26 protein-coding genes are annotated in these 26,368 nt (G+C 42.0%); 6 read left to right on the forward strand and 20 right to left on the reverse strand.

Annotated elements, in window-relative coordinates; all coding sequences use genetic code 11:
• On the reverse strand, window positions 1-249 hold the full coding sequence (locus tag V6984_RS20050) for an acyl carrier protein (RefSeq protein WP_342757369.1): 249 nt from the start codon (window positions 247-249) through the stop codon (window positions 1-3).
• A 181-nt stretch (window positions 250-430) separates the two neighbouring features.
• Here V6984_RS20050 and V6984_RS20055 point away from each other — a divergent pair, with 181 nt between their 5' ends.
• Window positions 431-859 (forward strand): 3-hydroxyacyl-[acyl-carrier-protein] dehydratase FabZ, encoded by a 429-nt coding sequence (locus V6984_RS20055; RefSeq protein WP_342757370.1) that lies wholly within the window; start codon window positions 431-433, stop codon window positions 857-859.
• 65 nt (window positions 860-924) lie between these two features.
• Here the strand turns inward: V6984_RS20055 and V6984_RS20060 are convergent, their stop codons facing one another.
• From V6984_RS20060 to V6984_RS20105, 10 genes are all read right to left on the reverse strand, one after another.
• Window positions 925-1,725 carry an N-acyl homoserine lactonase family protein gene (locus V6984_RS20060; protein WP_342757371.1) on the reverse strand — a complete coding sequence of 267 codons (801 nt, stop codon included), beginning with the start codon at window positions 1,723-1,725 and terminating at the stop codon, window positions 925-927.
• Between the two features lie 39 nt (window positions 1,726-1,764).
• Entirely contained in the window at window positions 1,765-3,069 is a 1,305-nt protein-coding gene (locus V6984_RS20065) for an acetyl-CoA hydrolase/transferase family protein (protein ID WP_342757372.1), read from the reverse strand.
• A complete protein-coding gene (locus V6984_RS20070) occupies window positions 3,066-3,356 on the reverse strand; it encodes a hypothetical protein (protein ID WP_342757373.1) in 291 nt (96 codons plus the stop codon). The genes V6984_RS20065 and V6984_RS20070 overlap by 4 nt, the downstream gene beginning before the upstream one ends.
• Window positions 3,353-3,646 carry a NifU family protein gene (locus V6984_RS20075; RefSeq protein ID WP_342757374.1) on the reverse strand — a complete coding sequence of 98 codons (294 nt, stop codon included), beginning with the start codon at window positions 3,644-3,646 and terminating at the stop codon, window positions 3,353-3,355. The genes V6984_RS20070 and V6984_RS20075 overlap by 4 nt, the downstream gene beginning before the upstream one ends.
• Before the next feature lie 18 nt (window positions 3,647-3,664).
• Complete coding sequence (locus V6984_RS20080; RefSeq protein WP_342757375.1) at window positions 3,665-5,116, reverse strand: 4-hydroxyphenylacetate 3-hydroxylase family protein; 1,452 nt, start codon at window positions 5,114-5,116, stop codon at window positions 3,665-3,667.
• A 451-nt stretch (window positions 5,117-5,567) separates the two neighbouring features.
• Window positions 5,568-6,680, reverse strand: coding sequence for a 5-methyltetrahydropteroyltriglutamate--homocysteine S-methyltransferase (locus tag V6984_RS20085; protein ID WP_342757376.1), 1,113 nt, complete (start codon window positions 6,678-6,680; stop codon window positions 5,568-5,570).
• A 46-nt stretch (window positions 6,681-6,726) separates the two neighbouring features.
• On the reverse strand, window positions 6,727-8,997 hold the full coding sequence (metE, locus tag V6984_RS20090; protein ID WP_342757377.1) for a 5-methyltetrahydropteroyltriglutamate--homocysteine S-methyltransferase: 2,271 nt from the start codon (window positions 8,995-8,997) through the stop codon (window positions 6,727-6,729).
• A 159-nt stretch (window positions 8,998-9,156) separates the two neighbouring features.
• Window positions 9,157-9,885, reverse strand: coding sequence for an ABC transporter permease (locus tag V6984_RS20095; RefSeq protein WP_342757378.1), 729 nt, complete (start codon window positions 9,883-9,885; stop codon window positions 9,157-9,159).
• A gap of 2 nt (window positions 9,886-9,887) precedes the next feature.
• Window positions 9,888-10,640, reverse strand: coding sequence for an ABC transporter permease (locus V6984_RS20100; protein ID WP_342757379.1), 753 nt, complete (start codon window positions 10,638-10,640; stop codon window positions 9,888-9,890).
• Window positions 10,637-11,551 (reverse strand): ABC transporter ATP-binding protein, encoded by a 915-nt coding sequence (locus tag V6984_RS20105; protein ID WP_342757380.1) that lies wholly within the window; start codon window positions 11,549-11,551, stop codon window positions 10,637-10,639. The genes V6984_RS20100 and V6984_RS20105 overlap by 4 nt, the downstream gene beginning before the upstream one ends.
• Before the next feature lie 152 nt (window positions 11,552-11,703).
• Between V6984_RS20105 and V6984_RS20110 the strand changes: the two genes are divergently transcribed.
• Both V6984_RS20110 and V6984_RS20115 read left to right on the forward strand, forming a co-directional pair.
• Window positions 11,704-12,429 (forward strand): response regulator transcription factor, encoded by a 726-nt coding sequence (locus V6984_RS20110; protein ID WP_425324222.1) that lies wholly within the window; start codon window positions 11,704-11,706, stop codon window positions 12,427-12,429.
• A complete protein-coding gene (locus V6984_RS20115; protein ID WP_342757382.1) occupies window positions 12,426-13,784 on the forward strand; it encodes a HAMP domain-containing sensor histidine kinase in 1,359 nt (452 codons plus the stop codon). The genes V6984_RS20110 and V6984_RS20115 overlap by 4 nt, the downstream gene beginning before the upstream one ends.
• Before the next feature lie 7 nt (window positions 13,785-13,791).
• Here V6984_RS20115 and V6984_RS20120 read toward each other — a convergent pair whose 3' ends face one another.
• Both V6984_RS20120 and V6984_RS20125 read right to left on the reverse strand, forming a co-directional pair.
• Window positions 13,792-15,498: an ABC transporter ATP-binding protein gene (locus V6984_RS20120; protein ID WP_342757383.1), complete on the reverse strand. Its 1,707-nt coding sequence runs from the start codon at window positions 15,496-15,498 to the stop codon at window positions 13,792-13,794.
• A 1-nt stretch (window position 15,499) separates the two neighbouring features.
• Window positions 15,500-17,290: an ABC transporter ATP-binding protein gene (locus V6984_RS20125; protein ID WP_342757384.1), complete on the reverse strand. Its 1,791-nt coding sequence runs from the start codon at window positions 17,288-17,290 to the stop codon at window positions 15,500-15,502.
• Between the two features lie 151 nt (window positions 17,291-17,441).
• On the opposite strand from V6984_RS20125, the gene V6984_RS20130 reads away from it, so the two are divergent.
• A complete protein-coding gene (locus V6984_RS20130) occupies window positions 17,442-18,407 on the forward strand; it encodes an AraC family transcriptional regulator (protein ID WP_342757385.1) in 966 nt (321 codons plus the stop codon).
• 27 nt (window positions 18,408-18,434) lie between these two features.
• Here V6984_RS20130 and V6984_RS20135 read toward each other — a convergent pair whose 3' ends face one another.
• The 6 genes from V6984_RS20135 to V6984_RS20160 all read right to left on the reverse strand — a co-directional run bounded on the left by V6984_RS20135 (window position 18,435) and on the right by V6984_RS20160 (window position 23,948).
• The gene (locus tag V6984_RS20135; protein ID WP_342757386.1) at window positions 18,435-19,901 is read right to left on the reverse strand and encodes an energy-coupling factor ABC transporter ATP-binding protein; all 1,467 of its coding nucleotides are present in this window, start codon (window positions 19,899-19,901) and stop codon (window positions 18,435-18,437) included.
• A complete protein-coding gene (locus tag V6984_RS20140; protein WP_342757387.1) occupies window positions 19,895-20,623 on the reverse strand; it encodes an energy-coupling factor transporter transmembrane component T in 729 nt (242 codons plus the stop codon). The genes V6984_RS20135 and V6984_RS20140 overlap by 7 nt, the downstream gene beginning before the upstream one ends.
• Complete coding sequence (locus V6984_RS20145; protein ID WP_342757388.1) at window positions 20,620-21,228, reverse strand: MptD family putative ECF transporter S component; 609 nt, start codon at window positions 21,226-21,228, stop codon at window positions 20,620-20,622. The genes V6984_RS20140 and V6984_RS20145 overlap by 4 nt, the downstream gene beginning before the upstream one ends.
• Before the next feature lie 154 nt (window positions 21,229-21,382).
• Window positions 21,383-21,883 carry an HD domain-containing protein gene (locus tag V6984_RS20150; RefSeq protein WP_342757389.1) on the reverse strand — a complete coding sequence of 167 codons (501 nt, stop codon included), beginning with the start codon at window positions 21,881-21,883 and terminating at the stop codon, window positions 21,383-21,385.
• A 21-nt stretch (window positions 21,884-21,904) separates the two neighbouring features.
• Window positions 21,905-22,444 carry a methylated-DNA--[protein]-cysteine S-methyltransferase gene (locus V6984_RS20155; protein WP_342757390.1) on the reverse strand — a complete coding sequence of 180 codons (540 nt, stop codon included), beginning with the start codon at window positions 22,442-22,444 and terminating at the stop codon, window positions 21,905-21,907.
• Window positions 22,445-22,484: 40 nt separating this feature from the next.
• Entirely contained in the window at window positions 22,485-23,948 is a 1,464-nt protein-coding gene (locus V6984_RS20160) for an AlkA N-terminal domain-containing protein (RefSeq protein WP_342757391.1), read from the reverse strand.
• 170 nt (window positions 23,949-24,118) lie between these two features.
• On the opposite strand from V6984_RS20160, the gene V6984_RS20165 reads away from it, so the two are divergent.
• The gene (locus V6984_RS20165) at window positions 24,119-24,679 is read left to right on the forward strand and encodes a PadR family transcriptional regulator (protein ID WP_342757392.1); all 561 of its coding nucleotides are present in this window, start codon (window positions 24,119-24,121) and stop codon (window positions 24,677-24,679) included.
• Complete coding sequence (locus V6984_RS20170; RefSeq protein WP_342757393.1) at window positions 24,657-25,307, forward strand: class I SAM-dependent methyltransferase; 651 nt, start codon at window positions 24,657-24,659, stop codon at window positions 25,305-25,307. Before V6984_RS20165 ends, V6984_RS20170 begins: the two co-directional genes overlap by 23 nt.
• A gap of 9 nt (window positions 25,308-25,316) precedes the next feature.
• Here V6984_RS20170 and V6984_RS20175 read toward each other — a convergent pair whose 3' ends face one another.
• Window positions 25,317-26,288 carry a DMT family transporter gene (locus V6984_RS20175; protein WP_342757394.1) on the reverse strand — a complete coding sequence of 324 codons (972 nt, stop codon included), beginning with the start codon at window positions 26,286-26,288 and terminating at the stop codon, window positions 25,317-25,319.
• Window positions 26,289-26,368: the final 80 nt, after the last annotated feature.

The raw sequence follows: 26,368 nt of genomic DNA on the forward strand, positions 1-26,368 counted from the left end.
TTACCTCCCCATATCAACTCCCAGCTTTTCCAAAATCGTTATTCCCAAGCTATACTTTCCGAATGAAGTAATATCCAGAGTATCAAACATTACATCAAACTTTTCCTCCAATTCCGCCACCATTTCAACATGCGTGATAGAATCCCATCTGGGGAAGCGGTTATATACTAAGATCTCATCATTTAGCTGACTATCATCTGCTCCCAGATTGCTTTTTACAATCCTGTTATACTTTTCTAAATTCGTCATTCTTATTTACCTCACATTTTTTTACCTGAAATATCATTCTACTCTTTCTTTTCTCCCGTAAATCAATTATTCTATAAACATACTGGGGTTGCGGGAGCACATAATGCGTAACAATCCGCAGGTATCAGAGGGCAAAATACACTTTTAACCCCGACATCATAGTATAAGGGAGACTGTCAACATGCCATTAAGCCAAACACAAATAAAAGAAATCCTGCCTCACAGATCCCCCCTGCTTCTGTTGGATTCGGTATCTGAACTCATTCCGGGAATATCTATCGTATCTTCCGTTACCATAAATCCCAAGTGGGATATTTTCTCCGGGCATTTTCCGGATTATCCGGTCTTACCCGGAATTTATATTACCGAATGCATGTCACAGGCTGCCGCCCTTATGCTTCTATCGATTCCGGAGCGGAATGGCAAGCTTCCTCTTCTGTTTCAATTGCAGCAGATACGTTTTTTACATTCCGTATTCCCGGGCGACGTTATGGAATTAAAAGCATCATTAAAATGTGAACTCGGGAGCGAAATGTATGATTGCAAAGTATCTTCCTACGTTAATGGTAAAAAAGTTGCCTATGGAATAGTTACAATGGTGCTAAAATAATTTCATTCCTGTAACAGCCAAAAAATATAGACAGCCGATTTCCCTCAGAAATCGGCCGTTTTAATTTATTCGTAATACTTTGGTGCAAGATCCAATGTCTGGAAAAACTCGTCATCATGCGCAAAAAATACTTTTGCATCATATTTTTTCTGAAGTTTACGTACTTTCTCAATCGATTTGAAAAATGCAACGGAGTCGTACAAAAGGCCGGAAGCCTTAGCCGGCGGTCCATAAATCTCGCTCGTATAAATGCAGTCCTGCGGAAGGATAATCGTTCCGCCTTCCAAGTGAACGACCAGACCTAAAAGTCCTTCCGTGTGTCCGGGCAGATTCAGTACCTCGATTCCCGGTGCAATTTCAAAATCTTCTGTTACCAGATGATATTGCTTTACAGATCTTTCCAAATCACCTTTGATATATCCTCCATGAGTTTCCGGATCGGGATTCATATGTACTGCTGCCAGAGCATTCAGATAGTCTGCTTTTGGTACATAGATGTCCGCATGCGGAAATAACTGAAGATTTCCTGCATGATCAAGATGCATATGAGACAGGATAACCGTTTTGATTTCTTCCGGCTTAACACCGCATAATGCCAACTGGTTTTCCAGTCTTTCTTCTTCCGTCTGATGTAACGGATAAATTTCCTGCATGATATTCTGCCAGTATCCTTTCATTGCATCAGGATTGCTGCCGGTATCATATAAGATGTATCCGTCGCCCGTATCGATGAGAAACGCCATAACAGGAAGCTTAATCCACTTATTCTGTACATGAGGATTTGATCTGGTTCCCGATGTGCTGCAGGCAACAATCGCATTTTTGTCTGTTTCAAGATAACCTGTGTTAAGAACGTATAACTTCATTTTTTCCTCCTTTTTCCGCACAATAGTGCTAAAAGATAATTAGTATTCACAATGGAAGCGCTTTGTAAATTCTTCTATAAGCCCACCCTGGAATTGCGGCGCCGCGATAGCAATAAGCTGACGGGCGCGCTCTTTCAGTGTCTGCCCTTGAAGCTGAGCGATTCCATATTCCGTGACCACATAATTGACATCACAGCGAGAGGTTGTAACTGTAGCTCCCTCCGCCAGAAACGGTACGATTTTTGATATAGTTCCCTTTGCTGCAGTTGCAGGCATAGCCATTATTGTTCGTCCGCCCTTTGACATATTTGCACCGCGTACAAAATCTATCTGTCCGCCTATTCCTGAAATCTGCTTTAAGCCTATTGATTCCGAACAAACCTGCCCCATCAGATCAACCTCAACACAGGAATTTATGGAAACAACATTGTCATTCTGGCAAATAATTCTGGGATCATTTACAACATCTACAGGTAAGAGTTTGACCGTCGGATTATTTCTCACATAGTCATACAGCTTATTTGTTCCCATAAGAAATGTCATGACACATTGCCCTTTATCAATTTGTTTCATTTTGTTTGTAATGACTCCCGCATTTATTAATTCTACAACACCATCGGAAATCATTTCAGAGTGGATACCCAAGTCCTTTTTTTCTTTCAAAAATAGCAGAACCGCATCCGGAATTGCTCCTATTCCCAACTGGAGACAATCTCCGTCCTTTACCAGAGAAGCAATATTTTCACCTATTTTTTTCTCCGCATCACCTATCCTGGGAGGATTAAGTTGAATTACATCTGTGTCCTCGGCAACAATATAGTCCAGTTCACTAATATGTATGAAATTATCTCCCAGTATTCTCGGCATATTCCGATTGATCTGTGCTATTCTCATCCCGGCTGATTCCGCACAGGGCTTTGTGTAGTCGCAGGATATCCCATAGGAACAATAACCATGCTCATCCGGTTCACTTACCTGAAATAAAATGACATCTGCACGCAGTTTGCCTTTCAGCAAACCGGGAATCTGTGAGAAGAAAATCGGTGTAAAGTCACCGCGCCCTTCTTCCACTGCTGCTCTGGTAGTACCTCCCAGGAAAAGTCCGTTATGCCTAAAACGATCTTTCATCTCCGGCGCACAATAGCTTGCTTTTCCCATAGCTACCATATGCACGACTTCGATGTCCCTGAAGTCATATTTTTCTGCGTTAGCCACCATTGCATCCGTAAGAATTACAGGTTCACCGCATGCATGCGCCACTACAACGCGATCACCAGATTTTATATGAGACACAGCCTCATCTGCCGAACAAATCTTATCGGCATATTTTTCTTTCCAGTTCATAAAGTTTCCTCGCTTTTATTTACTATAATAATTACCTGCTTCAAAAAATCAAATAATTCCGATACCTGCTCATTCTGCCAGATCACAAATGTCCCATATGTCCCTATTGCGCCGGTTCGGTCTGCACATGCAGATCCGCATCCACAGATGATTACCGCGGCATCCGCTCCTGAATCCTGTGTGTACATCAGTTTCACTTCCGGTAATTCACTTGTTATTCTTGCCACCAAGAGACTTCTTTCAAACTTAGGATTGCACCCGCCGCAATACTTTACATATAGAATCACTGATGTCTCCTTTGCAAAATACTGCGTGCTTCCATGAGCAGACTGTCACTGACTCCATTTACCAGAGAAACTTTTTTAAGTCCTGGCAGCTTTTCCGTGAGCTTTGTATTTACAAGACCTTCCATAGTTATATTGACCGAAGGACATCCGCTGCATTGCCCAAGCATTCTTAATGAAAGCACATCATTTTCAAAACCGGCGATCTTTATATTGCCCCCATGAAGAGAAAGTTCCGGCCTTATCTGCTCATCCAGCACCTTTTCAATTTCATCAACCGTAATTTCACTCATAGTTTCAACTCCCTAAAATTATTCTTTGATTTTTGCTATTGATTTTGCAAGTTCCTTCTTAAATCCAAGATTACCCTGCCTTGCTATCATAATGCGCTGTGCCTGAGGAGAACCCGCTCCATGCATGGATTCTGTCCGATATCCAACAGCCGCTGTTCCAAGTGCAAGATTTTCAATAAGGCGAAGAATTCTCAATCGGTTTTCTGTACTTACATCCGCAACACCACGGAAATACTTATCTACATATTTTCCAATTTTTTCATCCCGTAAGTCCTTCTCTGAAGGAGCCGTAACCATTAGTCCCCCTGCGATATCTTCAGCCAGGCGCACAATTTCATACGGGAATCTGGTCACATTCTGTTTGCAGACATTAGCCAGCAGCAAATCGATCATATATGCTCCCGACTCCGTCGGATAACCCTCGGTTGAACATGCAATTCCGCAGCAGTAAAGCGTCTCATTTAAATGAGTCATCTCAATCAATTTATCCTTCACTGCAGATGCCTTAGCCGCCCCGTTATAGTCGGCTGCCACTGCGGCTGCTCCGATCAGTACATCTCCCACACCAACCTTGCATCCACCATAAGACTGGCGGTGATAACCTGCAAATCTTTCTACCATGATTCCTGAAAACTCTGTCTCACCGTTCATGAAGATTCTTTCATTGGGAACAAACACATCATCAAAAATAACCAATGCTTCCACACCGCCGAATTCCGAGTTTCCTACATCCAGTTCGGAGCCCTCCTGCTTCCTTGTATCACAGGACTGGCGGCCTATGATCATCAATATTCCTTCACTGTCAACCGGTACGGCGAAAGAAACAGCAAATTCTTTATCATCCGGTCCCATGGATATTGTGGGCATTACAATAACTTCATGGGAGTTAATAATACCTGTTTGATGCGCCTTAGCACCACGTACGACAATGCCGTCTTCTCTCGTCTCTACAACGCGGAGATATAAATCCGGATCTTCCTGAGCATGAGGCGCTTTTGAGCGGTCTCCCTTGGGATCTGTCATAGCACCATCCACTGTCAGGTCTTTATCAGCGCAATAATTCATAAATTTTTTGAAATTTTCATGATATTTTGTTCCATATTTTTTATCTATTTCAAACGTTGTGGAAAATACCGCATTGAAGGCATCCATTCCTACACACCGCTGAAAGCATGCTGCGGTTTTCTGACCGCAAAGTCTCTGCATTTTTACTTTGTTCTTTAGATCCTCGGTATTTTGGTGAATATGCGCAAACCGATTGATTTTCTCTCCCGTATATGGTGATATTACTGTCATGAGTTCAGCATATTGCGGATCCTGCGCTAGATCGTACGTCATTCTTACAGAGTTCAGCGAAGGACGAAGTATAGGATCGTCAACCGGATTCTCCACTCGTTCGCCAAACATATAAACTTCCATTTTAAGTTTGCGAATGCTTTCGATATATTGTTCGCCTGTCATCAGTGCCATGATAATTGCCTCCTTAAATTCATTTTTGCATCTTTATTTTTTATAAATGCATTTTTGCATCTTTATTTTTTTATATCATATTTATATATTTATTTCAATATTTAATGCTCATCAAAATATTTTTCATTAAAAATGCACAAATTTATGTATTATTGATATAATATATCATTAAATTTTTGTGTATTTTTATTTTTAATATATATACGTAATTATAAATTTCAGATTTGATGCATTTTTGCATTTTATTTGATGTTGCAATATAAAAGGACAGAAGCGCTTTCTTAATACGGTCAGGGTGTAAAAAGCCCTTTTTGACACCCTGACCATATTTATTACATCAAAAATCGCCTGCATCCCTGCAGGCGACGAACTATATTTTTTATTTAAGTTAATATTAATCTTTTATATTTTTAATAAATACAAGCTTATTATGCAAAAAGCAATATCATTGTTAACCCCATACTTCTTTTGCAATTTCCTGTACGAGTTTCAGCTTTTCCCATTGCTCTTCCTCTGTCAGCTTATTTCCTTCTTCCGTAGAAGCAAATCCGCACTGCGGGCTAAGACATAAGCGTTCAAGCGGAACATATTTTGCCGCCTCATGGATACGGTTAATAATAAATTCTTTTTTCTCCAGCTCGGGTGATTTTGTTGTAATCAAGCCTAATACAACTATTTTATCATTAGACATATGGCGGAGCGGTTCAAAATCCCCGGAACGTTCATCATCGAATTCCAAATAAAATGCATTTACATTTTCCTTTGCAAAAAGATCTTCCGCCACCCTTTCATATCCTCCCTGGCAAGCCCAGGTGGAATGGAAATTCCCCCGGCAGATATGAGTGTTAATAACAAGGTCTTCCGGCTTTTCTTCCATAGCGAGATTATTGATTTGAATTAGTTTTTCAATATTTGTCTGCAGGCCTTTCTCATCCGTCCCCAAAATAAGGCACGCATTCGGATCGATACATACTCCCCATGTACAGTCATCAAACTGGATATTCCTGCAGCCCGCCGCATACAAATCCCGGATGACCCGTTTGTATCCTTCTGCAATATCATGTATCAGTTCTTCCTCATTTGGATAGATAGTTTTAGTTTTTTCCAGATTATCCGGAGTGATCATCTGAAATAAAAACTGTGCGGGTGCCGGAATTGTCTGTCTGGCAACGACCGTTTCGTCTTCAAGACATTTCACGAACTTAAAATGTTCTACAAAAGGATGATCGCCGACCGATACTTTTCCGGTTAAGAATGTATCATCGATCAATGCCGGTTCTCCATGAAAAGGTATCCCCTTTTTTGTTTTTTCGTGACCTACACCATTAAATGCCCACATAAAATCGAGATGCCAGGAACTTCTCCTGAATTCCCCATCTGTGATGACCGGCAACCCGATTTTCTTCTGTTTTTGTATCAAATCTGTAATCGCCTTATCTTCCGTTGCTTTTAATTCTTCTATACTGATTCTTTTTTCTTCATAATCTTTTCTCGCCTGCTTTAAATAATCAGGTCTTAAAAAACTTCCTACAATATCAGATTTAAAAGGTGCGTTATTTTTCATTTTCCATTTCTCCTGTCTTCTTGCGTTTTATAATATTTAATTTTGCCTAGAGCTGAATTCTCATCGTTTTTGCTGCCTCAACCAAATTTTTAAGACTCGCATCCGTTTCCGAAATGCCTCGTGTTTTCAAACCGCAGTCCGGGTTTACCCACAGATTATTCTTGTCTATCTTTTCCAGCATTTTCTGCAAAGCCCGGACAATTTCCTCGACTGCAGGCACTCTCGGAGAGTGGATATCATATACTCCGGGTCCAACCTCCGTCTGAAAATGTTTTGCCTGCAACGCATCAATGATAGTAAGCTTTGAGCGGGATGCTTCAAACGAAATAACATCCGCATCCATATTATCAATATCCTTTACGATTTCCTCGAATTCGCTGTAGCACATATGTGTGTGAATCTGTGTTTCAGGTTTCGTTTTACTATGGCAAAGGCGAAATGCAGGGATCGCCCAGTCCAAATATTCGCTGTACCATTCTTCTCTTCTGATGGGAAGCTTCTCCTTAAGTGCGGCTTCATCTATCTGTATGATTTTAATTCCCGCCCTTTCCAAATCACACACTTCTTCCCGGATCGCAATTCCTATCTGATATGCCATCGCCTGAAGGCTGACATCTTCTCTGGGAAATGACCAGTTTAATATGGTAACAGGTCCGGTAAGCATTCCCTTAACCGGTTTATCGGTCAAGCTCTGCGCATATTCTGAATATTTAACCGTAATGGGTCTGATACGCTTTACATCTCCAAAGATAATCGGCGGTTTTACGCATCTTGTCCCGTAAGACTGGACCCATGCCTTCTCCGTGAACACATATCCGGCAAGATTTTCACCGAAAAATTCCACCATATCATTGCGCTCAAATTCTCCATGCACAAGTACATCCAGACCAAGTTCTTCTTGTTTTCTAATACAATCCTCTATAAATGAAAATACTTGCCTGTCGTATGCCTCCTTATCGATTTCACCTTTTCGAAAACTGCTCCTGTTCTTCTTCACCTCCAAAGTCTGCGGAAAGGATCCGATTGTCGTTGTTGGCAACAGCGGCAATTGAAAATAATCCTTTTGGATCTGTTTTCGTTTCTTCCTGTCCGCTTTTCTTCTGAAATCCTCATCGGAAAGTTCCGAAACATCCGCCTGTACCTTCTTATCCTCATACAGCCTGACTGCCTCAAATATTCTTTGATTATCTCCATACTCATGGGACTTTTCAAAGTCTTCTCTTTCTGCCAGGTCAGAAAGTTCTTTCAGTTCATACAACTTTTCCTTTGCAAACGAAAAACGTTCCCGAATACCACGCTCAAGCTTTGTTTCACTTTCCAGGGTATAAGGCACATGGAGCAAAGAACATGAAGTTGATATAACAATGTGCGAAGCATGTTGTCTAATCTCTTCAATCAAGTTCAGCGCTATTCTATAATTACATTTCCAAATGTTTTTTCCGTTCACAACTCCGGCAAACAAGACTTTATCCTCCGGAAATCCATATGCTTTAATAAGCTCAAGCGTCTTCTTCCCTTCAAGGAAATCCAACCCGATCCCATCAAAATCTAAAGCCGCAAGCTCCTCATAACAATCCCTCACATCCCCAAAATAGGTCTGAAGCAACACCTTTAGTTTATTTTTTCCTTTCAGGATTTCTTTATATAACGTTACAAATCTCGTAATATCCTCTTTTGACAAATCCGTTACCAGCGCCGGCTCATCAATCTGTATCCACTCCGTACCAAGCTGCCCAAACCTTTCGAACATATCCCTGTAGCACTGAATGATATCTTCCATAAAATCATCAGCGTTTTTTCCGTCATTATATTTCGCAAGTTTGAGAAATGTAAACGCGCCGATTACGACCGGCTTTGTTTCTATCCCAATAGCCTTTGCTTCTTCATATTCATCGAATGGTTTATTTCCGGAAAGTTCGATTTTCGTATTCTCATAAAGCTCAGGCACTAAGTAATGATAATTCGTATTGAACCACTTCTTCATGGCAAAAGCTTTTACATCGCCCTGTACGCCCTGATACCCTCTTGCCATCGAAAAATAAACTCCCTGTTCACTTAGATTCAGCTCCCTGTATTCCCCGGGAATCGCATTCAGCAAAATGGTCGTATCCAGCATACCATCATAAAACGAGAAATCATTGGAAGATATATAATGAATGCCGGCGTCCTTTTGTAACCGCCAGTTTTCGTTTCTTAAAGCCTTTCCTACGGCATTTAAATTACCTTCCGTTATTTCTCCGCGAAAATATTTCTCTGACGCAAACTTTAATTCTCTTAACTTTCCTACTCTCGGAAAGCCAGTCACCGCACTTCTCATCGTCAATCCCCTTGCTATTTATATCAATACTATTTATAAATAGCATAAATTATTTTTTCTAAATTGCAAAATACAAAAAAATACACGTTTGACATAGTTTTAAACTATTTCAAACGCGCACTTTTGTCCATTTATTCCTTATCTTTTTATTTATAGGCATCATTTTACATCCCGATGCCTTAGCCAATATACGGCAAACAAAATGCAGAGAAGAAGATATATCGCGCAGCTTATAAGAAACTGTCCCAAATTGTACGACATACTGCCATCCGGCTGATTAGCACGCATTCCAAGGCTAAAAAGAGAATACGGGAATAAATGTCCATAGCCTTTGGAAATCATTCCTATTCCGGTAATACCGCCAATCAATGCGATTCCCACCGGAACGGCAAAGCTTCGGATAACGAGAGATAGGCAGAGTTGTACGGCACAGATTACAATGGCTCCGGCAGTACCGGTCAGAAGCCACTCCGGCAATTGGGGCGGTATGGGCGAAGAAAGTCCTGTAATCTTTCCACACAATACAAATAATATTCCGATCCAAATCTGAGTTAAAACCACCATAGCCGAAGCCGATAAAAGCTTTGCGAAAAACAAACTGCTTATAGGTACGGGGGATGTCATAACAGCATTCCAATTATAGTTCATATGCTCCAGGCGGTACAGATAGGAGCAATACACACCTATAATGGCAGGAAGAAAGAAAAAACAGGTAAATAAGGTATGCTGTGTCCACAAGCTGTACCATTCTTTCTGTAAAATTCCTATATTCTGCACATAGTTAAAGGTTCCCATAAAGGCAGGCAGTATCGGAAGGAAGATAAATGCAAGCCACACAGGACTATGCCGCAGCTTCATCCATTCCGCCTTTAGAATACGATAAAACATAATCACATCTCCTTTCTTACAAACAGGATACGGCCGGTACAATAAATAACAAGAAAGGCCAATACAAGAATAAAAAATCCTGTCCAATCGATTTCAGACCAGTAATAAGCAACAATACGGGTCTCACGGTTCCAATCCATTCCGGTAAGCATAAGTACGCCATAATAGCCCCATGGAGTCATCTTGGAAAACCAGGGCGGCAGATACATGGAAAAAAGTCCTCCAAAGCCTCCGATCAGCCCTACGGTAAGGGAAACCATCTGATTGACAAACAACAGGGATAAAATCTGCTGCAGCAATAAGAGGGTAACAGTTACACAGAATGTAAAAAGGAGATAGTATCCCATCCGGTCCAAAGGTGCCGCTCCTGCAAACCCTTTTATATATCCGGTCAGAAGCATTACTCCAATCTGCAAAAGAATTACGAAAAGTACGTAACAAGCACCGCACAGCAGCTTTGCATCAAACAGCCTTGCAGCGGGCATAACTGTTTCCAGAAGCTTTAAGGTCTGCCCCTTATGTTCTATATCACTGAGCTTTGAAGCAATTACAGCCGTAATTACCGGCATAAAAATTGCATTAAGCACGGGAAAATGGTACAGACACGCTAACCAGCCCTGCGCAAGATCATAGTCATCCATGTTACGAAATGAATAAAGCTCCCATAAAAGCTGAACGCCAATTAAGGCGACAACAATTATCCACAGCTTTCTATACCGGCTTTTCCTACATTCAACAAGCAAGGCCTTAATCATAGGCTCACCGCCGTTCCGGTCAGTTCCAGAAAAATATCCTCCAGACTTTTTTCACGCTGTTCAATGCGCACCACCTGAATGTTATGCTCAAATAATTTTTTCGTATAACGAGCCAATTCCAAATCATCAAAGGCTGGCAGAAGAAGGTACTCCTGCTGTTTTTCAACGGCAATTTCCTGTTCCTGTAAAATAGATGCACTCCGCTCGTTATCCAGTGTGCGTATAGCGATACGGCGGCTGCTCTTTTGGTGAAGAGCGGATAAGCCGTTCTGGAAAACAAGCTCTCCTTTACTTATAATTCCCACATTGGTGGCCATCTGATCAATTTCACTGAGCAAATGACTGGAAACCAATACCGTCATACCGCATTCTTTAGGCAAAGAACAGATTAATTCCCGCATTTCCTGAATACCCGCCGGATCAAGACCGTTGGTGGGCTCGTCCAGAATCAAAAGCTTCGGACTTCCCAAAAGGGCACAGGCCAGTCCGAGACGCTGCTTCATACCAAGAGAATATTGGTCTGCTTTCTTATCCTTCTGCTTTTCAAGACGGACAATATGCAGAACCCTGTCGATTTCTTTTTCGGGCAGACCTTTCAATGTACAAATGATCTGAAGATTTTCATAACCGTTTAAATGTCCGTAATAGCTGGGAGACTCTATAAGAGATCCAATATCTTTTAATATCGGTATCCGGTTTTTAGCGCTAACCGTTTTTCCAAAAACTGTGATACTTCCCGAAGTGGGCTTTACCAGTCCGAGTATCATTTTCAATGTAGTTGATTTGCCTGCCCCGTTGGGACCGAGAAAACCATATACGGCTCCCTCCGGAACAGACAGATCCAGATCCTTTACGCGCAAGTATTTGCCATATTGCTTACACAAGCCGTTTGTTTTAATGATATCAGCCATTTCAATACCGCCTTTCATAGTTATCAGTTGGAATACAAAAAACAGCATAGCATAGCCGGCTTACATAGACTTGTAAGCAACCTTACGTTTACCTTAAATATGAAATAACAGATATGAAATTTTTTTTATATACTTTATAATAAGTGCAGGTGATGGATATGAATAATATTTTTGAATGCAGGCTTCTGTTAGTGGACGACGAGCCTGAACTGCGGAAGATGCTGAAGGACATCCTTCAAAAAGAAGGATTTCAGAAGATATTAACGGCGTCTGATTGTAAGCAGGCAATGGAATTATTTCAAACAGCAAAACCGGACGGGGTGATTCTGGATGTTTCCCTGCCTGATGGTGATGGCTTTTCCCTGATGCGGGATTTTAGAAGTATATCGCCCGCTCCCGTATTGTTTCTGTCGGCCAGAGATGAGGATGAAAACCGCCTGCTCGGTCTGGGACTTGGTGCGGATGATTATATTACGAAGCCTTTTCTGCCCAGAGAACTGCTTCTTAGATTAAAAGGAGTTTTAAACCGCACGTATTTCCCCGTGTCGGTCCGGCAAATTGAAAAACCGGTTTTTCGCCTCGGTGAGACAGAAGTGAATCTGAACAGTGCCACGGTAAATCATAAAGGCAAATTGATGACATTGACAGCAAAAGAGTTTGTTTTGATAGAAAAATTATATGAAAACAGAGACAGCATTGTGACCGGAGACAGTCTTTGCAGGGCGGCATGGGGAGACGATTTGTACGGATACGAAAATACACTGATGGTGCATATCCGGCGTTTACGGGAGAAAATAGAACCTGAGCCCTCCTCTCCCTGTTATCTTCTCACTGTGCGGGGATTGGGGTACAAATTGATCGGAGTGAGCAAAGTATGAAAAGTATGATAAAAATTTTGGCACGTTATATAGGAAGTGCCGCAGGTATCGCATTAATCCTGCTGACCCTGAATATCGCCTTGCTTTTCTTCTGGCTAATGGCGTTCCAGCAAGAAAACGGATATGCATACCGGGTTTCCGAGGTCGCAAAAGGACTCCAGAAACAGGGAAATCAATATACACTTTCAGAAACCGCAAAGAAGGCGATGAATACCCGTTATGAATGGGGAATGCTGCTTAATGAGCAGGGTAGAATACTTTGGAGCATGAACTTGCCAAAGGAGCTCTTCAAAAACTATACGGTACCCGAGGTCGCCGGATTTACCAAATGGTATCTTGAGGATTATCCTGTTTATGTCTGGCGGCATAATGACGGACTTCTGGTAATGGGATGTCCCAAAGGGAGCATCTGGAAAACGGATTTTCAGATGCCACAAAAAGTAATGGATAAAACTCTCGTATGGATACCGATGATGCTTTCGTTAAACGGACTTGCGGCCGTGCTGCTCGCTTTGATGTTTGGAATGCGTTTATTCCGGTCTTTTCGCCTGCTTGCCGACGGCATAGAGCAAATGGCCAAAAAGCAGGCGGTGGAGCTGCCGGCTAATGGCATTTTAGGGGATCTTGCCATCCTTTTGAACCAGACCTCGCTCCAATTGCAAAGGCAGGAGTCCGCCCTGAAAAAAAGAGATTATGCCAGAACCTCATGGATTGCCGGTATATCCCATGACATCCGTACGCCTCTGTCAATGGTAATGGGATATGCCAGCCAGTTGGAAGAAAATGTAGAGTTATCCCCATCCGGCAGAGAACAGGCCTCTATTATCCGCAAACAAAGCGAAAGAATCAAAACACTGGTAGAAGACTTAAATCTTGCTTCAAAGCTTGAGTATGATATGCAGCCTCTGGACAAATCAGAGATGCTCCTTGCGCCTCTGGTACGGAAAGTATTGGCTGATTTCTTGAATGGGGGACTTCCCGAGATATATTCCATAGATGTGCAGCTCGATCCTTCCGTCGGAAACATTAAAATTTCAGGGGATGAAAAACTGCTGAAACGAGCGGTCTTCAACTTGATCGATAATAGCGTACAGCATAACCCTCAGGGCTGCGACATTAAGATTATGCTGTACAGGCAATTCTCTCACTTCATACTCTCTGTTGCTGATAATGGAAGCGGTTTTTCAAAAGAAGCTTTGAAGCAGTTAAATCAGAAGGAAATTCCGGCCGGGGTACCAAGTCATGGACTTGGACTCACGATTGTCCGGCAGATAATCAAGGTTCATGAAGGAACAGTGGAATTCAAAAATCTTCCGTCAGGAGGATGTGAAGCTGTTCTGACCTTGCCCTGCTGATATATTTTTATTTTAATTTCTGAGACGCCTTCCACATGGCTGCATATTTTCCATGCTGTTCAAGCAGCTCCTCGTGTATTCCATTTTCCACAATTCTTCCATCATTTACTACCAGAATCTGATCCGCATGTCTCACGATCGGCAATGTATGTGCTACCATGATCACAGTCTTATCTGTTTTCATCAACTGCGAAATGGCTTGCTTCACCAGTAATTCATTTTCAATGTCCAAAGATGCTGTTGCCTCATCCAAAAGAATGATCGGACTATTCTTAATCAATGCTCTTGCTACGGACAACCGTTGTTTCTCCCCTCCTGACAACCGATTTCCGTTTTCCCCGACCTGCGTGTCATATCCATTTTTCATATCTCTGATAAATCCATCACAATTTGCCAGCCTGCAGGCTTCTTCTACTTCTTCATCCGTTGCATCCGCTCTTGCATACCGGATATTGTTCCTTACCGTATCATTGAACAAAAATACATTTTGATCAACTGCCGAAATATTTGACAGTACCTGTTCGGACGATGCTCCTTTGGTATCACACCCGCCTATTCTTATCCTTCCGCAATCCGGAAGATAGTATTTTGCTATTAGATTAAGAATAGTGGATTTACCCGAGCCGGAATCACCTACAATTGCAGTAAAGCTATTCTGCCTGATTATGAAGCTGACATCCTTTAATACTTCCTCTCCACGGTTATAGGAAAATGCAACATGTTCAAATTCAATACCGGAATCCATAGGCTGGAATCCTGTCACGTCTGCCGCTTCTTCCTCTTCTCCCAGAATTCTTTCAATATTTTCCCTGGACAGCATCAAATTCTTATAGGATAAAAAAAGAATGAACAGCGAACCATTGGACTTCGCCACATACAAGGGAAGCATAGTCAGTAAAATCAATAACTCCGGTGTTATTGCCCTTTGCAGGTAAGCATTTACAGTTAACATAATAATAATCGGAAGAGCCAGCCAGCTGATTCCCATGTAAATGGAGCCAATTGGAAGCACTACTTTTTCAAACTGATAGCTGATATCTGAATAATCCTTCATAGCTTTTGTCAGGACTTCATTTTTTCTTCCACCCATGCCATAGGCCCGAAGCGTCTGCATTCCTGATATGTATTCCGTAATGGCACTGACATTTTCCTGTCTTGCCCTGTTCTTTTTTGTCCCATGAAATTTTACCTTCCGTATCGTCAGGTACATGGTCGGAATCAGCAGTAAAGATGAAATAATAAGAACAATTCCCACCGGCAGATATATGCAGGCCGCTGCCAGTCCGGATGCCATTACAAGAACGGAGAGTTTCACAATATCCGAAAGCTTATGGGTAAGAATTTGTTCATAATCAGCCACTTCACTGGATGCTCCATTAATGTAAAATCCGGTTTTGTTCTTTATAAAACGGTTCAGCGGTATTCTTTTCATCTTATCGCCAAGAGCGATCCTGATGTTTCTGCTTACATCGGAACCACCAATTTGGCTGCCTACATAAGAGACCGAATACAGAATAAGCCTTGTAATAAAAATTCCTGCAACAACAAAGGTCAGAATGAACAACTCGTTAATATGAATGCCTGAACCAAAAATCAGTTCCAGTATCTGATACAATATCAAAAAGCTGCTGATACTAAGTAATCCTTCCACGACGATTCCTGTTATGGACAGCTTTAACATTCTTCCCATCCGGAATACTTCTTGTTTTTTCACACTAATTTCCCTCCATTTTCACTTTACTCTGCGAAGGAGAAATATACTGCATCTCTCTTGCCGTATTGTAATCTTTCCATGCCTTTGCAAAATATGTGCTATTTTGCAATATCTCATCCCAAGTCCCTACCCGGTCTATCGTTCCGTGCTCTACCACCGCTATCCGGTCACAGCTGCGTACGATTCCAAGTCTGTGCGCCACAATAATAACAGTCTTTCCCCTGCAAAGATTCGAAATTGCCTGATCGATTTCTATCTGATTTTCCGGATCTGCCGAACTGGTCGCTTCATCGAGGATCAATATAGGTGCATTTTTAAGAATTGCTCTCGCAATACAGATTCTTTGTTTCTCACCGCCGGAAAAGCGACCGGAATAGCTTCCGACCAAGGTATCATACCCATCCGGCAGCCCCATGATAAAATCATCGATCTGAGCTGATTTTGCCGCTCCCCTCACTTCATCTAATGATGCCGTCTCTTTTCCCATCGCTATATTTTCAAATACGCTGCCGCTTGTTAAAAAGCTCTGCTGAAAAACAATGGAAATATTTTTTAACAGTTCTTCATAATTGATATCTTTTACATTGACACCGCCAATCTTAATTTCTCCCTCGGTGACATCATAAAATCTGGATATCAGCTGAACTGCTGTCGTCTTTCCGGTACCGGATTCTCCCACAAATGCAATCTGCTCCCCATGTCCGATATGCAGATTGCAGTTACTTAAAACCGCTTTCCCTTTTTCATAGGAAAACCCTACGTCAGACAATTCAATATCATGCTTCTCCGGAAATTCTTCTGTTCCCTGAAATACCGCAGTGTCCAGAATGTCTTTTACTTGCGCGACCCCATTCATAACATACGAAAGACTGGTCGCCATTTCCTGCAAAGGCCTGATATCCGTCAGATATTGCGTTCCCACAAATGCAAACAAAAGCAATACGCTTGCTTCGATAGAGCCATTCATAAACCAATAGCCGCCAAGTGGTACAATAAACAAAATGCTGCACTCCAGAAGCACGATATAAATAGCATACAGCGGCCCGGTAGCTCTTGAAATATCTCCCCATAATGTGTGGGTTTCTTCAATAGCACCTGCATACTTTCTGAAGGATTTCGTACCCATATTGTACGCTTTGATCAGCCGCATGCCATTTATATATTCAATGATCGCTTCGGAAAGATAACTGCCGGTCCGATTGACTCTTTCCATATATTTGCTCATTCTCCCAAACATTACAGCCATAACTCCACCAATAAAAAGTAAAGGAAGCAAACTGATCAATGCTAATGGCACATTGACCGTACACAGATATGTAAAGATTACGATCGGTCCTGAGAGGTAAAGGACCAATTCCGTTAAATGGTGTGCTAAGAACAATTCCAGCTTTTCTATACTCTCATTCATTACTGTCTTGATTTCTCCGCTGCTTCTTTCATTCAGACTCCCCAGCGGCATCTTAGACATATGTTCCGTAACCATACAGCGCACTTTATACAGTGTGCGGTATGCTCCCTTATGAGACAGAATACCGCCAAACGGTATCATCACGTGCCGAATGAGAATACTGATAACGGCCACCGCCCCATACTGAGCTGCCAGCCAGACGCTGCAATAGCCCTTTACTGTGGCATCTATTATCTTATAAAAAACATAGTATGGAACTGCGGACATTACACTTGCTGTCAGAGACGCAATAATTGCAAAATAAATATAATATTTATCCTTTCCTGCCCATTCCATCAGTAAGGATAATCCTCCTTTTTCTTTTATTTTCTTATTTTTATACATATCAGTCACTCTCCTAATATTTAAATTTTTTTCCAAGTCTACGAGTATAGTAAATCATCCGAATTTATGATACAATATTTTCTATCCACTTGAGTCCTATTTGAATGTGACAACGTCCCATATGTACATTTTGGGAGAAGAGGAATACATAATGAAAAACATTGTCAATGATTACTACCGGAAAATATTTGAAAATGGGCTGTTTGAACCCTGTACTGCACCGGCGCAGTTTCCGTTTGCCGGGGAATGCTGGAAAGCAAATGAATTCATCGGTCATGGTTATTACTGGATCTACAATTCCGGAAAGCATTATAATATTAAAATCCATGATTTTTGCTTTCATGAAGATTCTGTTGTAGATATGGCAATTCCAGAATGTTTGAGCGTCACTTATTATAAGTCTATTTCCGGTGAAGAACTGACGCCTTATAAACGGTTGAACAACTATGTGGTCAAAAGCTTTTTAGGCGGTTATGAGCCTTTTAAAGCGCTTATTCATAAAAATATTCCTATTCAGTCCATCGGAATCGAATATGAACCGTCCTATTATGAGCCTTACCTTAAAGAGCAATATAAAGAATTGTATCAAAGCCCTCAGGATGCTTTTAAAAGTATTGATGAATCTATAGATTTTCCTGAAATGACCATGCTTTTAAACCAGCTTTCAGCCTATCGCGGAGAAGGTATTTCAGCAGAATTATTTTATGATGCCAAAGCTGCGGAAGCTTTGTCACTGGTCTTTGAACATCATCGAAAAATAAACCAGCAGAAGATCATGTCCATTTCCAATGCAGACAAGCGCCTGTTAGACATTGTAACTGCCTATATCGGTGATCATTATGCAGACGAATTGTCTATCGAACAGCTTTGTAAAATTGCATGTATGGGGTCCACCAAGCTCAAAAAAAGTTTCAAAGCCTATTTGGGCAGTACTATTTCGGAATATATTCAAAGTACACGGATCGGACAGGCTGAACAGCTGCTCGCCTACACTGATTTATCCATCGGCCAGGTAGCACAGGCCGTAGGATATTCCAACGCCGGACGTTTTGCCGATCTATTCCGAAAAGCCAACGGTGTTCTTCCTATGGAATATCGTAAAATCAGCCGCGGATAATTTCCACGGCCGATCTTTTCCTTTTAGCTACAGCAATAACTCTGTCATTTTCTTTCTGGTTTTTACCGTTATCTCATAATCTTCCTTAAGCTGTCCCTGATCCATAACTAAAATTCTGTTACATACATTACACGCGAATTCATAGTCATGGGTTACAATAAATATTATCTTACCCTCCTTTGCAAGCATCCTTATCAGATCACAGACACGCAGCATGCTGTCATAATCCAAACCACTGGTTGGTTCGTCAAATATTAGAATTTCCTTATTGCATAACATACCAACAGCGACGGCGAGCCTTTGCTTCTGGCCTCCCGAGAGCAAAGCAGGATGACATTCTTCATAATCATCCAGATTCAATTTTTCCAATATCCGGGATATTTTTCCGGCATCTATTCCGCTCATTCCGTAGGAACATTCATTTCTGACACTATCTGCAAACAATTCATAGTCAACATCCTGAAATACCATATAGCCTAAAGAGCAGCGCTGCTTTTCCTTAAGTTCGTTACCCTTATAAAATATATGTCCTTCCAAAATACGGTTCAATCCGCATAAGGTTTCTGCCAGCGTCGATTTTCCGGCACCGTTATGACCGGCTATTCCTATAATTTCTCCTTCCGACGCCTCAAAGCTGATATTTCGGATTACAGGTTTCTTCTTATATCCGGCACTCGCATTCACTACGTCCAATGTACACTTCTTATGGCCGGATTTGTTTTGACTCAAATTTTTCTGAATTGGTAATTCAACATTTCTATCCAATAACCTAAGTCCCTTTTGTACCCTCGTTTCATCAGACAGTGCAAAAAAATCGGATGCCAGATATTCTCCGCAAATTCTGCCCTCCTCTAAATGGATTACTCTATCCACTATTTCTTTCAGATAATATAAACGATGCTCCGTTATAATGATAGTCTTGCCAAGCTGCTTCAAAGCACATATCTGCTCTTGCAGTCTCTTCACCGCATGTGCATCCAGATTTGCCGATGGTTCATCCAGAAGATATATCTCGGGCTGCATGGCATATACGGAGGCAAACGCTATCTTCTGTTTTTCTCCGCCGGAAAGATGAAATAGATTTTTTCCAAGCAGATTTTCCACGCCTGTCTCTTTTGCAGTTTCGGTAAATCGTACTTTTAATTCTTCCCTTGGATATGCCATATTCTCAATCCCAAATAATATTTCACTATCCGTGTCGATATTAAAAAACTGGGAACGGGGATTCTGGTAGACTGTTCCAATCTGTTCCGCAATCTCATACATTTTCATTTTTTCCACATCATTCCCATTTACGAAGACCTGTCCTTCGATTTCTCCTTCATAGTAATGTGGAATCAGCCCATTTATCATGCGCAAAAGAGTGGTCTTACCACATCCGCTTCTGCCGGAAAGCAGTATGCATTCCCCATCCCGCACTTCTAAATTTACTTTTTGAAGGTTCAGCCTGGAGGAACCTTTATACCGGAAAGATATATTTTTAATTATTACCATATATTCCCTCCCCGGATACATAAAACTGTTACTGCCACGGCACACAACATGCAGATATAATCTGCCGTCTGGAATCTCACCTCAGCAAGCGTCGTTCTCTTTTTGGGATTTTCAATTCCTCTCGTAATCGCTGCGCAGGACAATTCATCAGCCCTTCTGGATGCCGACATCATCATCGGCACATAGAAGCACTCTATTGTTCGGACAGGATGTATGAAAAAGCCTCCCCGCAGTCCTCTCATAGCCATTGCTTTCTTAATTGCGCGCCTATCTTCGCCAATAGACGGAAAATATCTTAATAACACCGTAAGCGGAATAATAATTGTCCTCGGTACGAAAAGCTTGGAAAAACTCGCCATAATCTCGCTTACCCTGACCGTCTGGATCAGCGCGGCACCTAATGTTCCTGCAGGAATCACTTTTCTTATAAACCTGATACCTACCGCAACGTAAATCATCCACGAGTCGCCGAAATATCTGCTGATCAATACATCTAACAGCACAAAGATAAAATATGTAACTCCCATCTTTAAAGAGAATCCTAAAATGCCGCAGCATGCGCACAGAAGAAGAATGGATGCCATGAGAATGAATTCACTATATATGGATGAACTGACAAAAATCGCAATATTTGAAAATAATATTAACAAAAATAATGTTCTCGGATCCAGCTTTATAAACCCCTGACGCTTTTTATCAACCTTAACTTTCAGAAAATTCATGCTGTCATTCCTGCTTTTTCAAACTGCTTTCTTAATAGGATTTTTCCAGCAATGGCACTGATTAAACCCGTTACAATAATAGATACGATCATTGCGGGCAGCATCCAGTTCTGTGCGGTTGCTCCCATTGTATCCACATAAGATTGCTCCGTTCCCTTTCCGACCATATAAGAAAAATAACTGTCCCTGTTAATCCAAAGCATTAGGTATGATCCCATCGGATTCAAAGAAAATATAACGAAGCTAACAATATTTAATGTTATATTACGAAAACGGCCTGCACCTGCGATGAAATCTGCTACAATTCCAAGCAATACCAAAGCGATTGACCACATCCAGTACATCCCTGTAACAAACATCAATAATCCGATCACCACTCCAAGAATGATAACCGGTCCATGCTTCGGCACTTTCGCAATCAATAACATATATGCAGGTCCTGTCAGCAGCGCAACTGCACAGGGCATTAGAAAGGTAAGCACCGGATTAGGTGCGAGCAAGCCGGCACCCAGCATCATAAGAACAAGAAATACCGCACAAAATATACCTGTTGTCACAAGATCCCTTACTGTAAGATTTTTGTTTTGATGTGTAATTGTTTTCATCACATACCTCCGTTTCTGGTTAGTCGCAGCTAACCAAATTGTATTTTACATATTGAGTGGTAAAATGCAATAAAAAAACGAAGTGTACGTCTGATTCGAATATTTTTGAGTCCGATATGTATATAGTGCAAAAAATTACATTACTTACTCATACTTAATTTGAGTTGTCTAAAGCAAATATGGTTTTACAAAGTCTTATGCCTGTTTTTGTACGAAAGATCTTATTAAGCGCAAAGTTGATAGCATTTACACCTATTCCATCCTCATACATATTAACAAGAAGATCTGCCTCCACAAGTATCTGATAATCTAATCCGTCTATTTCATTATATGTATGATGATGCCCTACCAAATAACAGACTCTTTCTATAACGTCCGGGTGATAGCAAAGCTCTGTCAGCATTTTTTCAGCTATTGGAGGGCCTTCCAATTCCTGATAATTTCCGCTTGCACTTTGATATTTCATTTCTGCCGCTTTAATTCCGATGTCATGAACGATAGCTGCCGTCTCTAAAATAAATTGTATGTTCTCTTCAAGCTTTTCTTCCTTTCCAATAAGGCTCGCAAAACTGTACACTTTAATAAAATGCTGAATCCGTTTTGGATCGCCCGAATAATAAGCCACCATCTTTTGAATTAATCTCTCTGCCTCCATAGCATTTCCTCCTTTTTCTAATTAAAGCGCAGTACCCTTCGAAGGTTTAAACAATTTTAAAATATTAGCTCCTTCGTGTTCCAGCAACTTCATCTTTTTATCGACACCCCCGGCATAACCGGTCAAGCTTCCATTCGCGCCCACAACTCTATGACAGGGTATGATAATGGATATGGGATTATGTCCTACTGCTCCCCCGACTGCCTGGCCGGACATATGCTCTTTATTGGTACGGGCCGCCACGATTTTTGCAATTTCACCATAAGTAGTGATTTCTCCATAAGGAATTTCGCACAAAATATTCCATACAGTCTGCCGGAATTCTCCGCCGGTTGGAGCCAAAGAAAGCTCGGAAATAGCTGGCTTTTCTCCTGCAAAATACCTATCGAGCCAATCCTTTGCATCAGAAAATACTGGCAAATCATCCTTTCCCGCCACCTTTTCCGTTAAGGTACCTCCGTAGTATTTTTGGCCTTCCATCCACAGACCGATCAGGCTGTTCCCATTGCCGGCCAGCATTATTCTGCCCAAAGGCGAAGAATAATTTGTTGAATAAAGCATATCCGCTCCTCCTTCATTTATATCTATCATCAATTCCATATTACAATGAATTCCACAAATTAACGGTTGCATAACTGCGCCACGGATGCCATGTCTGCGCTAAAGTCAGTATTTCTTTCGGTGCTAACGGAGCAAGGGCTTTCTTTACACCATAATCGGTATCCAAGAAAACATCAGGCCATCCCATAGCCCGCATGGCAATGTACTTCGCCGTCCACGCTCCGATTCCCGGGATATCCATTAATACCTTCACTTCCCGCTCAGGCCCCGAACACAGATTAACATCTATTTTTTTCTGCGCGAATATGCGGGACAGTTCCAGTATTGTTCTTGCACGCGCCGATGTAATCCCCAGAGGACCCAAATGATTTTCAATCGATCCTCCCAGCGCGATCATACGCTCAGGCGCGGGGAATACATGTGTCAGCCCCTCTATACCGGTTTGAAGGGGCGTTCCATACGTTTCTGCCAGTCTGGCCGCCAATGTGCCTGCCGCCTTAACGCTAATCTGCTGTCCCAGCACCGCACGTACAGCCATTTCATAGGGCTCAAAGCATCCCGGAACTCTTGTGCCGGAAACAAAAAAATCAGACCGAATATCGTTCATGGATGAAAGAACTTCACTTACGGCTTCCGGATCGCAATATAAATCAAATAAGCACCGAATTCTAGCCAGTATCTGCGGCAATACCGAAAGCAAGGCAGAGGATATCGTGACATTCAATACATTTTGGGCTGGTTTATTCGTTACCCGTATCCATCCGCAAGCCTCTTTCAACTCTCCTGATACCAAACGAACCGTACGCATATATGATTCCTCATCAACTGCTTCTACACCGGAAATTGCACGCTGGGCCAGGAATTTCAAAATACGGTCCCATTGATAAGGCGGGCGGTAACCCAGAGCTAATGTCACATCAGTCTGCCGTCTTTCTTCCCCGGGAGCCAGCTTCCGTAATGCGGTAGGCGACATTCTGTACTGCTTTTTAAATAAATCATTGAAACGTCTTAAGCTTCCAAAACCGGACGCCATCGCAATATCCAATATGGAAAGACTTGTATCGGTCAGCAGATTTTTTGCAAGAAGCAGTCTGCATGTTTGCAAATATTGCACCGGAGATACATGATATTCTTCAGTAAAGGCCCGTCGTAAATGACGGCTTGTACATCCAAGTCTTTGTGCAAACTCTTCGAGGCTCTGTCCGTTTCCGCAGTTTTCTTCTAATAATCTTGTTGCCCTGCTTACAAGAGATGCCGTAGCATCCACGGCTGATGTGCCGGGAGCAATCTCCGGCCTGCATAAAAGACATGGGCGGTAGCCTGCCTGTTCTGCTTCTGCCGCTGTAGAATAAAAGGTACAATTCTCTTCCTTTGGCAGTTTCGCGCGGCATACCGGCCTGCAATAAATTCCAGTCGAGGACACCCCTACAAAAAAGCGCCCGTCAAAGCGGCCGTCCTTAGATTTAAAGGCAGCGTACCATGCTTTATCTTTATCTTCCAACATGATGACATCCTCCTTTTTTTCTTATTGTAACACAGATTAAAAATTAATCTCGCCATTTTCGGACATATATTTTTATTTAAAACATTTATTTTTTAAGTTTTCTCTTGACTAATAGTCAGCGCTGAGTATAATTATACTCAGTACTGACTACTTGGAAAGGAAGTAATTATATGATTCCCTTATACATTCTTGGTTTGCTCCTGCGATTTGGTCCTCAGCATGGATACCAGATTAAAAAGCTGATAGAAGAGCAGCTTGAGGATTTTACCCAGATTAAGCTGCCCACCGTATATTATCATCTTGAAAAAATGGAAGCGGCAAAACTGATTATAGCCAATCGTGACAAGCAGGGGGCACGTCCGGAGAAGACCGTATATCAGGTAAGCGATACCGGAGTTGACAAATTCAAGGAATTGCTCGCACAAACCTTGCAGATCAAATACCGCCCTACCTTTGATATCGATGGCACTTTTTACTTTTCTGATTCTATAGGAAGCGATGCTTTACTGGATAGTCTTAGCCGGCATATCGTAAGCCTTAAAAAGACACTTGATGAACTGGAGATTCACCGTAAGGAAACGATAGAGTACATTCCCGAGAACTATCAGATCTCCGCTAATATTATTTTTGAGCATCATATTCTGCATTATCAGGCAGAGCTCACTTGGGCGGAACAATCATGGAACACCTTAAAGGAGGCAGAAGCGTATGGTAAAGAACAGAATTATTGAAACAAACGAGGGCATTCAGAATGAAGTTACTGTGGAATCTTTCGATGTATTTGCCCGGAATATGCGAGATAGAGGCTGGAACGGCGTAGACGGTATGATCGCTTCGGGCATAAAAGGCGGAGATGTATTGGAGGTGGGACCCGGACCCGGCTATGTGGGTTTAGAGCTGGCAGCTAAGATCCATCCGGCTTCACTTACCGGCTGCGAAATCAGTCCTGCCATGCTCCGCTTTGCAGAAAAAAACGCCGCTGAATACGGAATTTCCGCCCGGTATGTTCAAGGAAACTGTATGAATATGCCATTTGAGGATGAAAGCTTTGACACTGTTATATCCAACGGCTCCCTGCATGAATGGGAGGATCCTATCCGTGCTTTTGATGAAATTTTTCGTGTCCTCCGTGCGGGAGGCCGATATTGCATCACCGATTTGCGCCGTGATGTGCATCCCTTAAAAAAGATGATGGTATATTTTTCTACTCATCCCAAGGAAATGCGCCCCGGTCTCATTAGTTCATTAAATGCCGCTTATACTTCTTATGAGATCACCGAGCTTCTGCGCCATTCTAATCTGCATAACGCCACCGTGGCCGGTGATTTCTTCGGCCTTTGTATTGCCGGTCAAAAGTAAGATTACAAACTATTCCGTTACCCGTTCCTTTTCTGTCATTTTTGTATTTTTATTTACTGATGAAATGGTATTCAGGCCTTTGCTTCCAATAAGTATCATGCCTATGATGACAAGAACACCTCCAATCCACTGCCTCCAATCGGCTTTTTCACCCAATAATATGATCGAAAGCAGCATGGAGGTAAACGGCATCATGCCGGAAAAGGCCGCTGCTGTGAATGCACCGCAACGCTTTATTCCTGCATACCAACAGATAAATGCCAACGCCGTCACAAATACGCCATACCATAAAAGTGCCATCCATTCCAGAAGCCCGATTGCGGCAAGTCGCTTCATAGCGTGTTCAAATGCCGCAGGAATAAGACATAGTATCAAAGCGATTGCCGATACGATGGTGGTCTGAGAAATAGGATTTGACGGCATTGTGGATTGTGTTGAGGCCTTCACTGCAAAAATGCGCGAAAACGTGTTAAAAGCAGATTCACATGCCGCTGCACAAAGCACAAGCATATTTCCTCCGACATGTTCCAAGGTTAATCCGCTCCCCGGTACCATCACACCTTGAATGACCAAAACGCCTGTCACAGTGCAAATAATTCCGGAAAGCTTTCTACCGCTGACTGGCTCTCTTAATATTGCAATAGCAAGAATAGCCGTTATGGCGGGTGTAGCTCCTGTAAGTATACCCGCTTCCCCGGCACTGGTATTATGAAGTCCGCTAAGCAAAAACATACGGAACAGAAATATGCCGCATAACGCCTGAAGTACCAAAAGTCTGAAATTGCGAAATGACATTTGCGTAAAATACTGAATAAGCTGCCTGCTGCATAGCGGAACCAAAAACACGAGTGCAAATATTAAGCTTACTGCCGTAATTGTGAAATTCCCAAGCTTTTCGGTAACAAATCTGGCTGAAACGACACTGGTTCCTGCTAACGAAAAAGCGCATAACAAATATAATTTTCCTTTTAATCGGTTCATTCTGCTCTCCAAGTCTGTTGCATTATTATTACGTAATGGTATAATTTTACTTGAATTACTGGCTCTTTCAAAGAACCAGT

The organism is Kineothrix sp. IPX-CK (assembly GCF_039134705.1).
GTDB lineage: Bacteria > Bacillota > Clostridia > Lachnospirales > Lachnospiraceae > Kineothrix > Kineothrix sedimenti.

Bases quoted from the DNA above. Each gene is read 5' to 3' on its own strand.
- V6984_RS20050 (WP_342757369.1), bottom strand. From the start codon at position 249: ATGACGAATTTAGAAAAGTATAACAGGATTGTAAAAAGCAATCTGGGA.
- V6984_RS20055 (WP_342757370.1), top strand. From the start codon at position 431: ATGCCATTAAGCCAAACACAAATAAAAGAAATCCTGCCTCACAGATCC.
- V6984_RS20060 (WP_342757371.1), bottom strand. From the start codon at position 1,725: ATGAAGTTATACGTTCTTAACACAGGTTATCTTGAAACAGACAAAAAT.
- V6984_RS20065 (WP_342757372.1), bottom strand. From the start codon at position 3,069: ATGAACTGGAAAGAAAAATATGCCGATAAGATTTGTTCGGCAGATGAG.
- V6984_RS20075 (WP_342757374.1), bottom strand. From the start codon at position 3,646: ATGAGTGAAATTACGGTTGATGAAATTGAAAAGGTGCTGGATGAGCAG.
- V6984_RS20080 (WP_342757375.1), bottom strand. From the start codon at position 5,116: ATGGCACTGATGACAGGCGAACAATATATCGAAAGCATTCGCAAACTT.
- V6984_RS20085 (WP_342757376.1), bottom strand. From the start codon at position 6,680: ATGAAAAATAACGCACCTTTTAAATCTGATATTGTAGGAAGTTTTTTA.
- metE (WP_342757377.1), bottom strand. From the start codon at position 8,997: ATGAGAAGTGCGGTGACTGGCTTTCCGAGAGTAGGAAAGTTAAGAGAA.
- V6984_RS20095 (WP_342757378.1), bottom strand. From the start codon at position 9,885: ATGTTTTATCGTATTCTAAAGGCGGAATGGATGAAGCTGCGGCATAGT.
- V6984_RS20100 (WP_342757379.1), bottom strand. From the start codon at position 10,640: ATGATTAAGGCCTTGCTTGTTGAATGTAGGAAAAGCCGGTATAGAAAG.
- V6984_RS20105 (WP_342757380.1), bottom strand. From the start codon at position 11,551: ATGGCTGATATCATTAAAACAAACGGCTTGTGTAAGCAATATGGCAAA.
- V6984_RS20110 (WP_425324222.1), top strand. From the start codon at position 11,704: ATGGATATGAATAATATTTTTGAATGCAGGCTTCTGTTAGTGGACGAC.
- V6984_RS20115 (WP_342757382.1), top strand. From the start codon at position 12,426: ATGAAAAGTATGATAAAAATTTTGGCACGTTATATAGGAAGTGCCGCA.
- V6984_RS20125 (WP_342757384.1), bottom strand. From the start codon at position 17,290: ATGTATAAAAATAAGAAAATAAAAGAAAAAGGAGGATTATCCTTACTG.
- V6984_RS20130 (WP_342757385.1), top strand. From the start codon at position 17,442: ATGAAAAACATTGTCAATGATTACTACCGGAAAATATTTGAAAATGGG.
- V6984_RS20135 (WP_342757386.1), bottom strand. From the start codon at position 19,901: ATGGTAATAATTAAAAATATATCTTTCCGGTATAAAGGTTCCTCCAGG.
- V6984_RS20140 (WP_342757387.1), bottom strand. From the start codon at position 20,623: ATGAATTTTCTGAAAGTTAAGGTTGATAAAAAGCGTCAGGGGTTTATA.
- V6984_RS20145 (WP_342757388.1), bottom strand. From the start codon at position 21,228: ATGAAAACAATTACACATCAAAACAAAAATCTTACAGTAAGGGATCTT.
- V6984_RS20150 (WP_342757389.1), bottom strand. From the start codon at position 21,883: ATGGAGGCAGAGAGATTAATTCAAAAGATGGTGGCTTATTATTCGGGC.
- V6984_RS20155 (WP_342757390.1), bottom strand. From the start codon at position 22,444: ATGCTTTATTCAACAAATTATTCTTCGCCTTTGGGCAGAATAATGCTG.
- V6984_RS20160 (WP_342757391.1), bottom strand. From the start codon at position 23,948: ATGTTGGAAGATAAAGATAAAGCATGGTACGCTGCCTTTAAATCTAAG.
- V6984_RS20165 (WP_342757392.1), top strand. From the start codon at position 24,119: ATGATTCCCTTATACATTCTTGGTTTGCTCCTGCGATTTGGTCCTCAG.
- V6984_RS20170 (WP_342757393.1), top strand. From the start codon at position 24,657: ATGGTAAAGAACAGAATTATTGAAACAAACGAGGGCATTCAGAATGAA.
- V6984_RS20175 (WP_342757394.1), bottom strand. From the start codon at position 26,288: ATGAACCGATTAAAAGGAAAATTATATTTGTTATGCGCTTTTTCGTTA.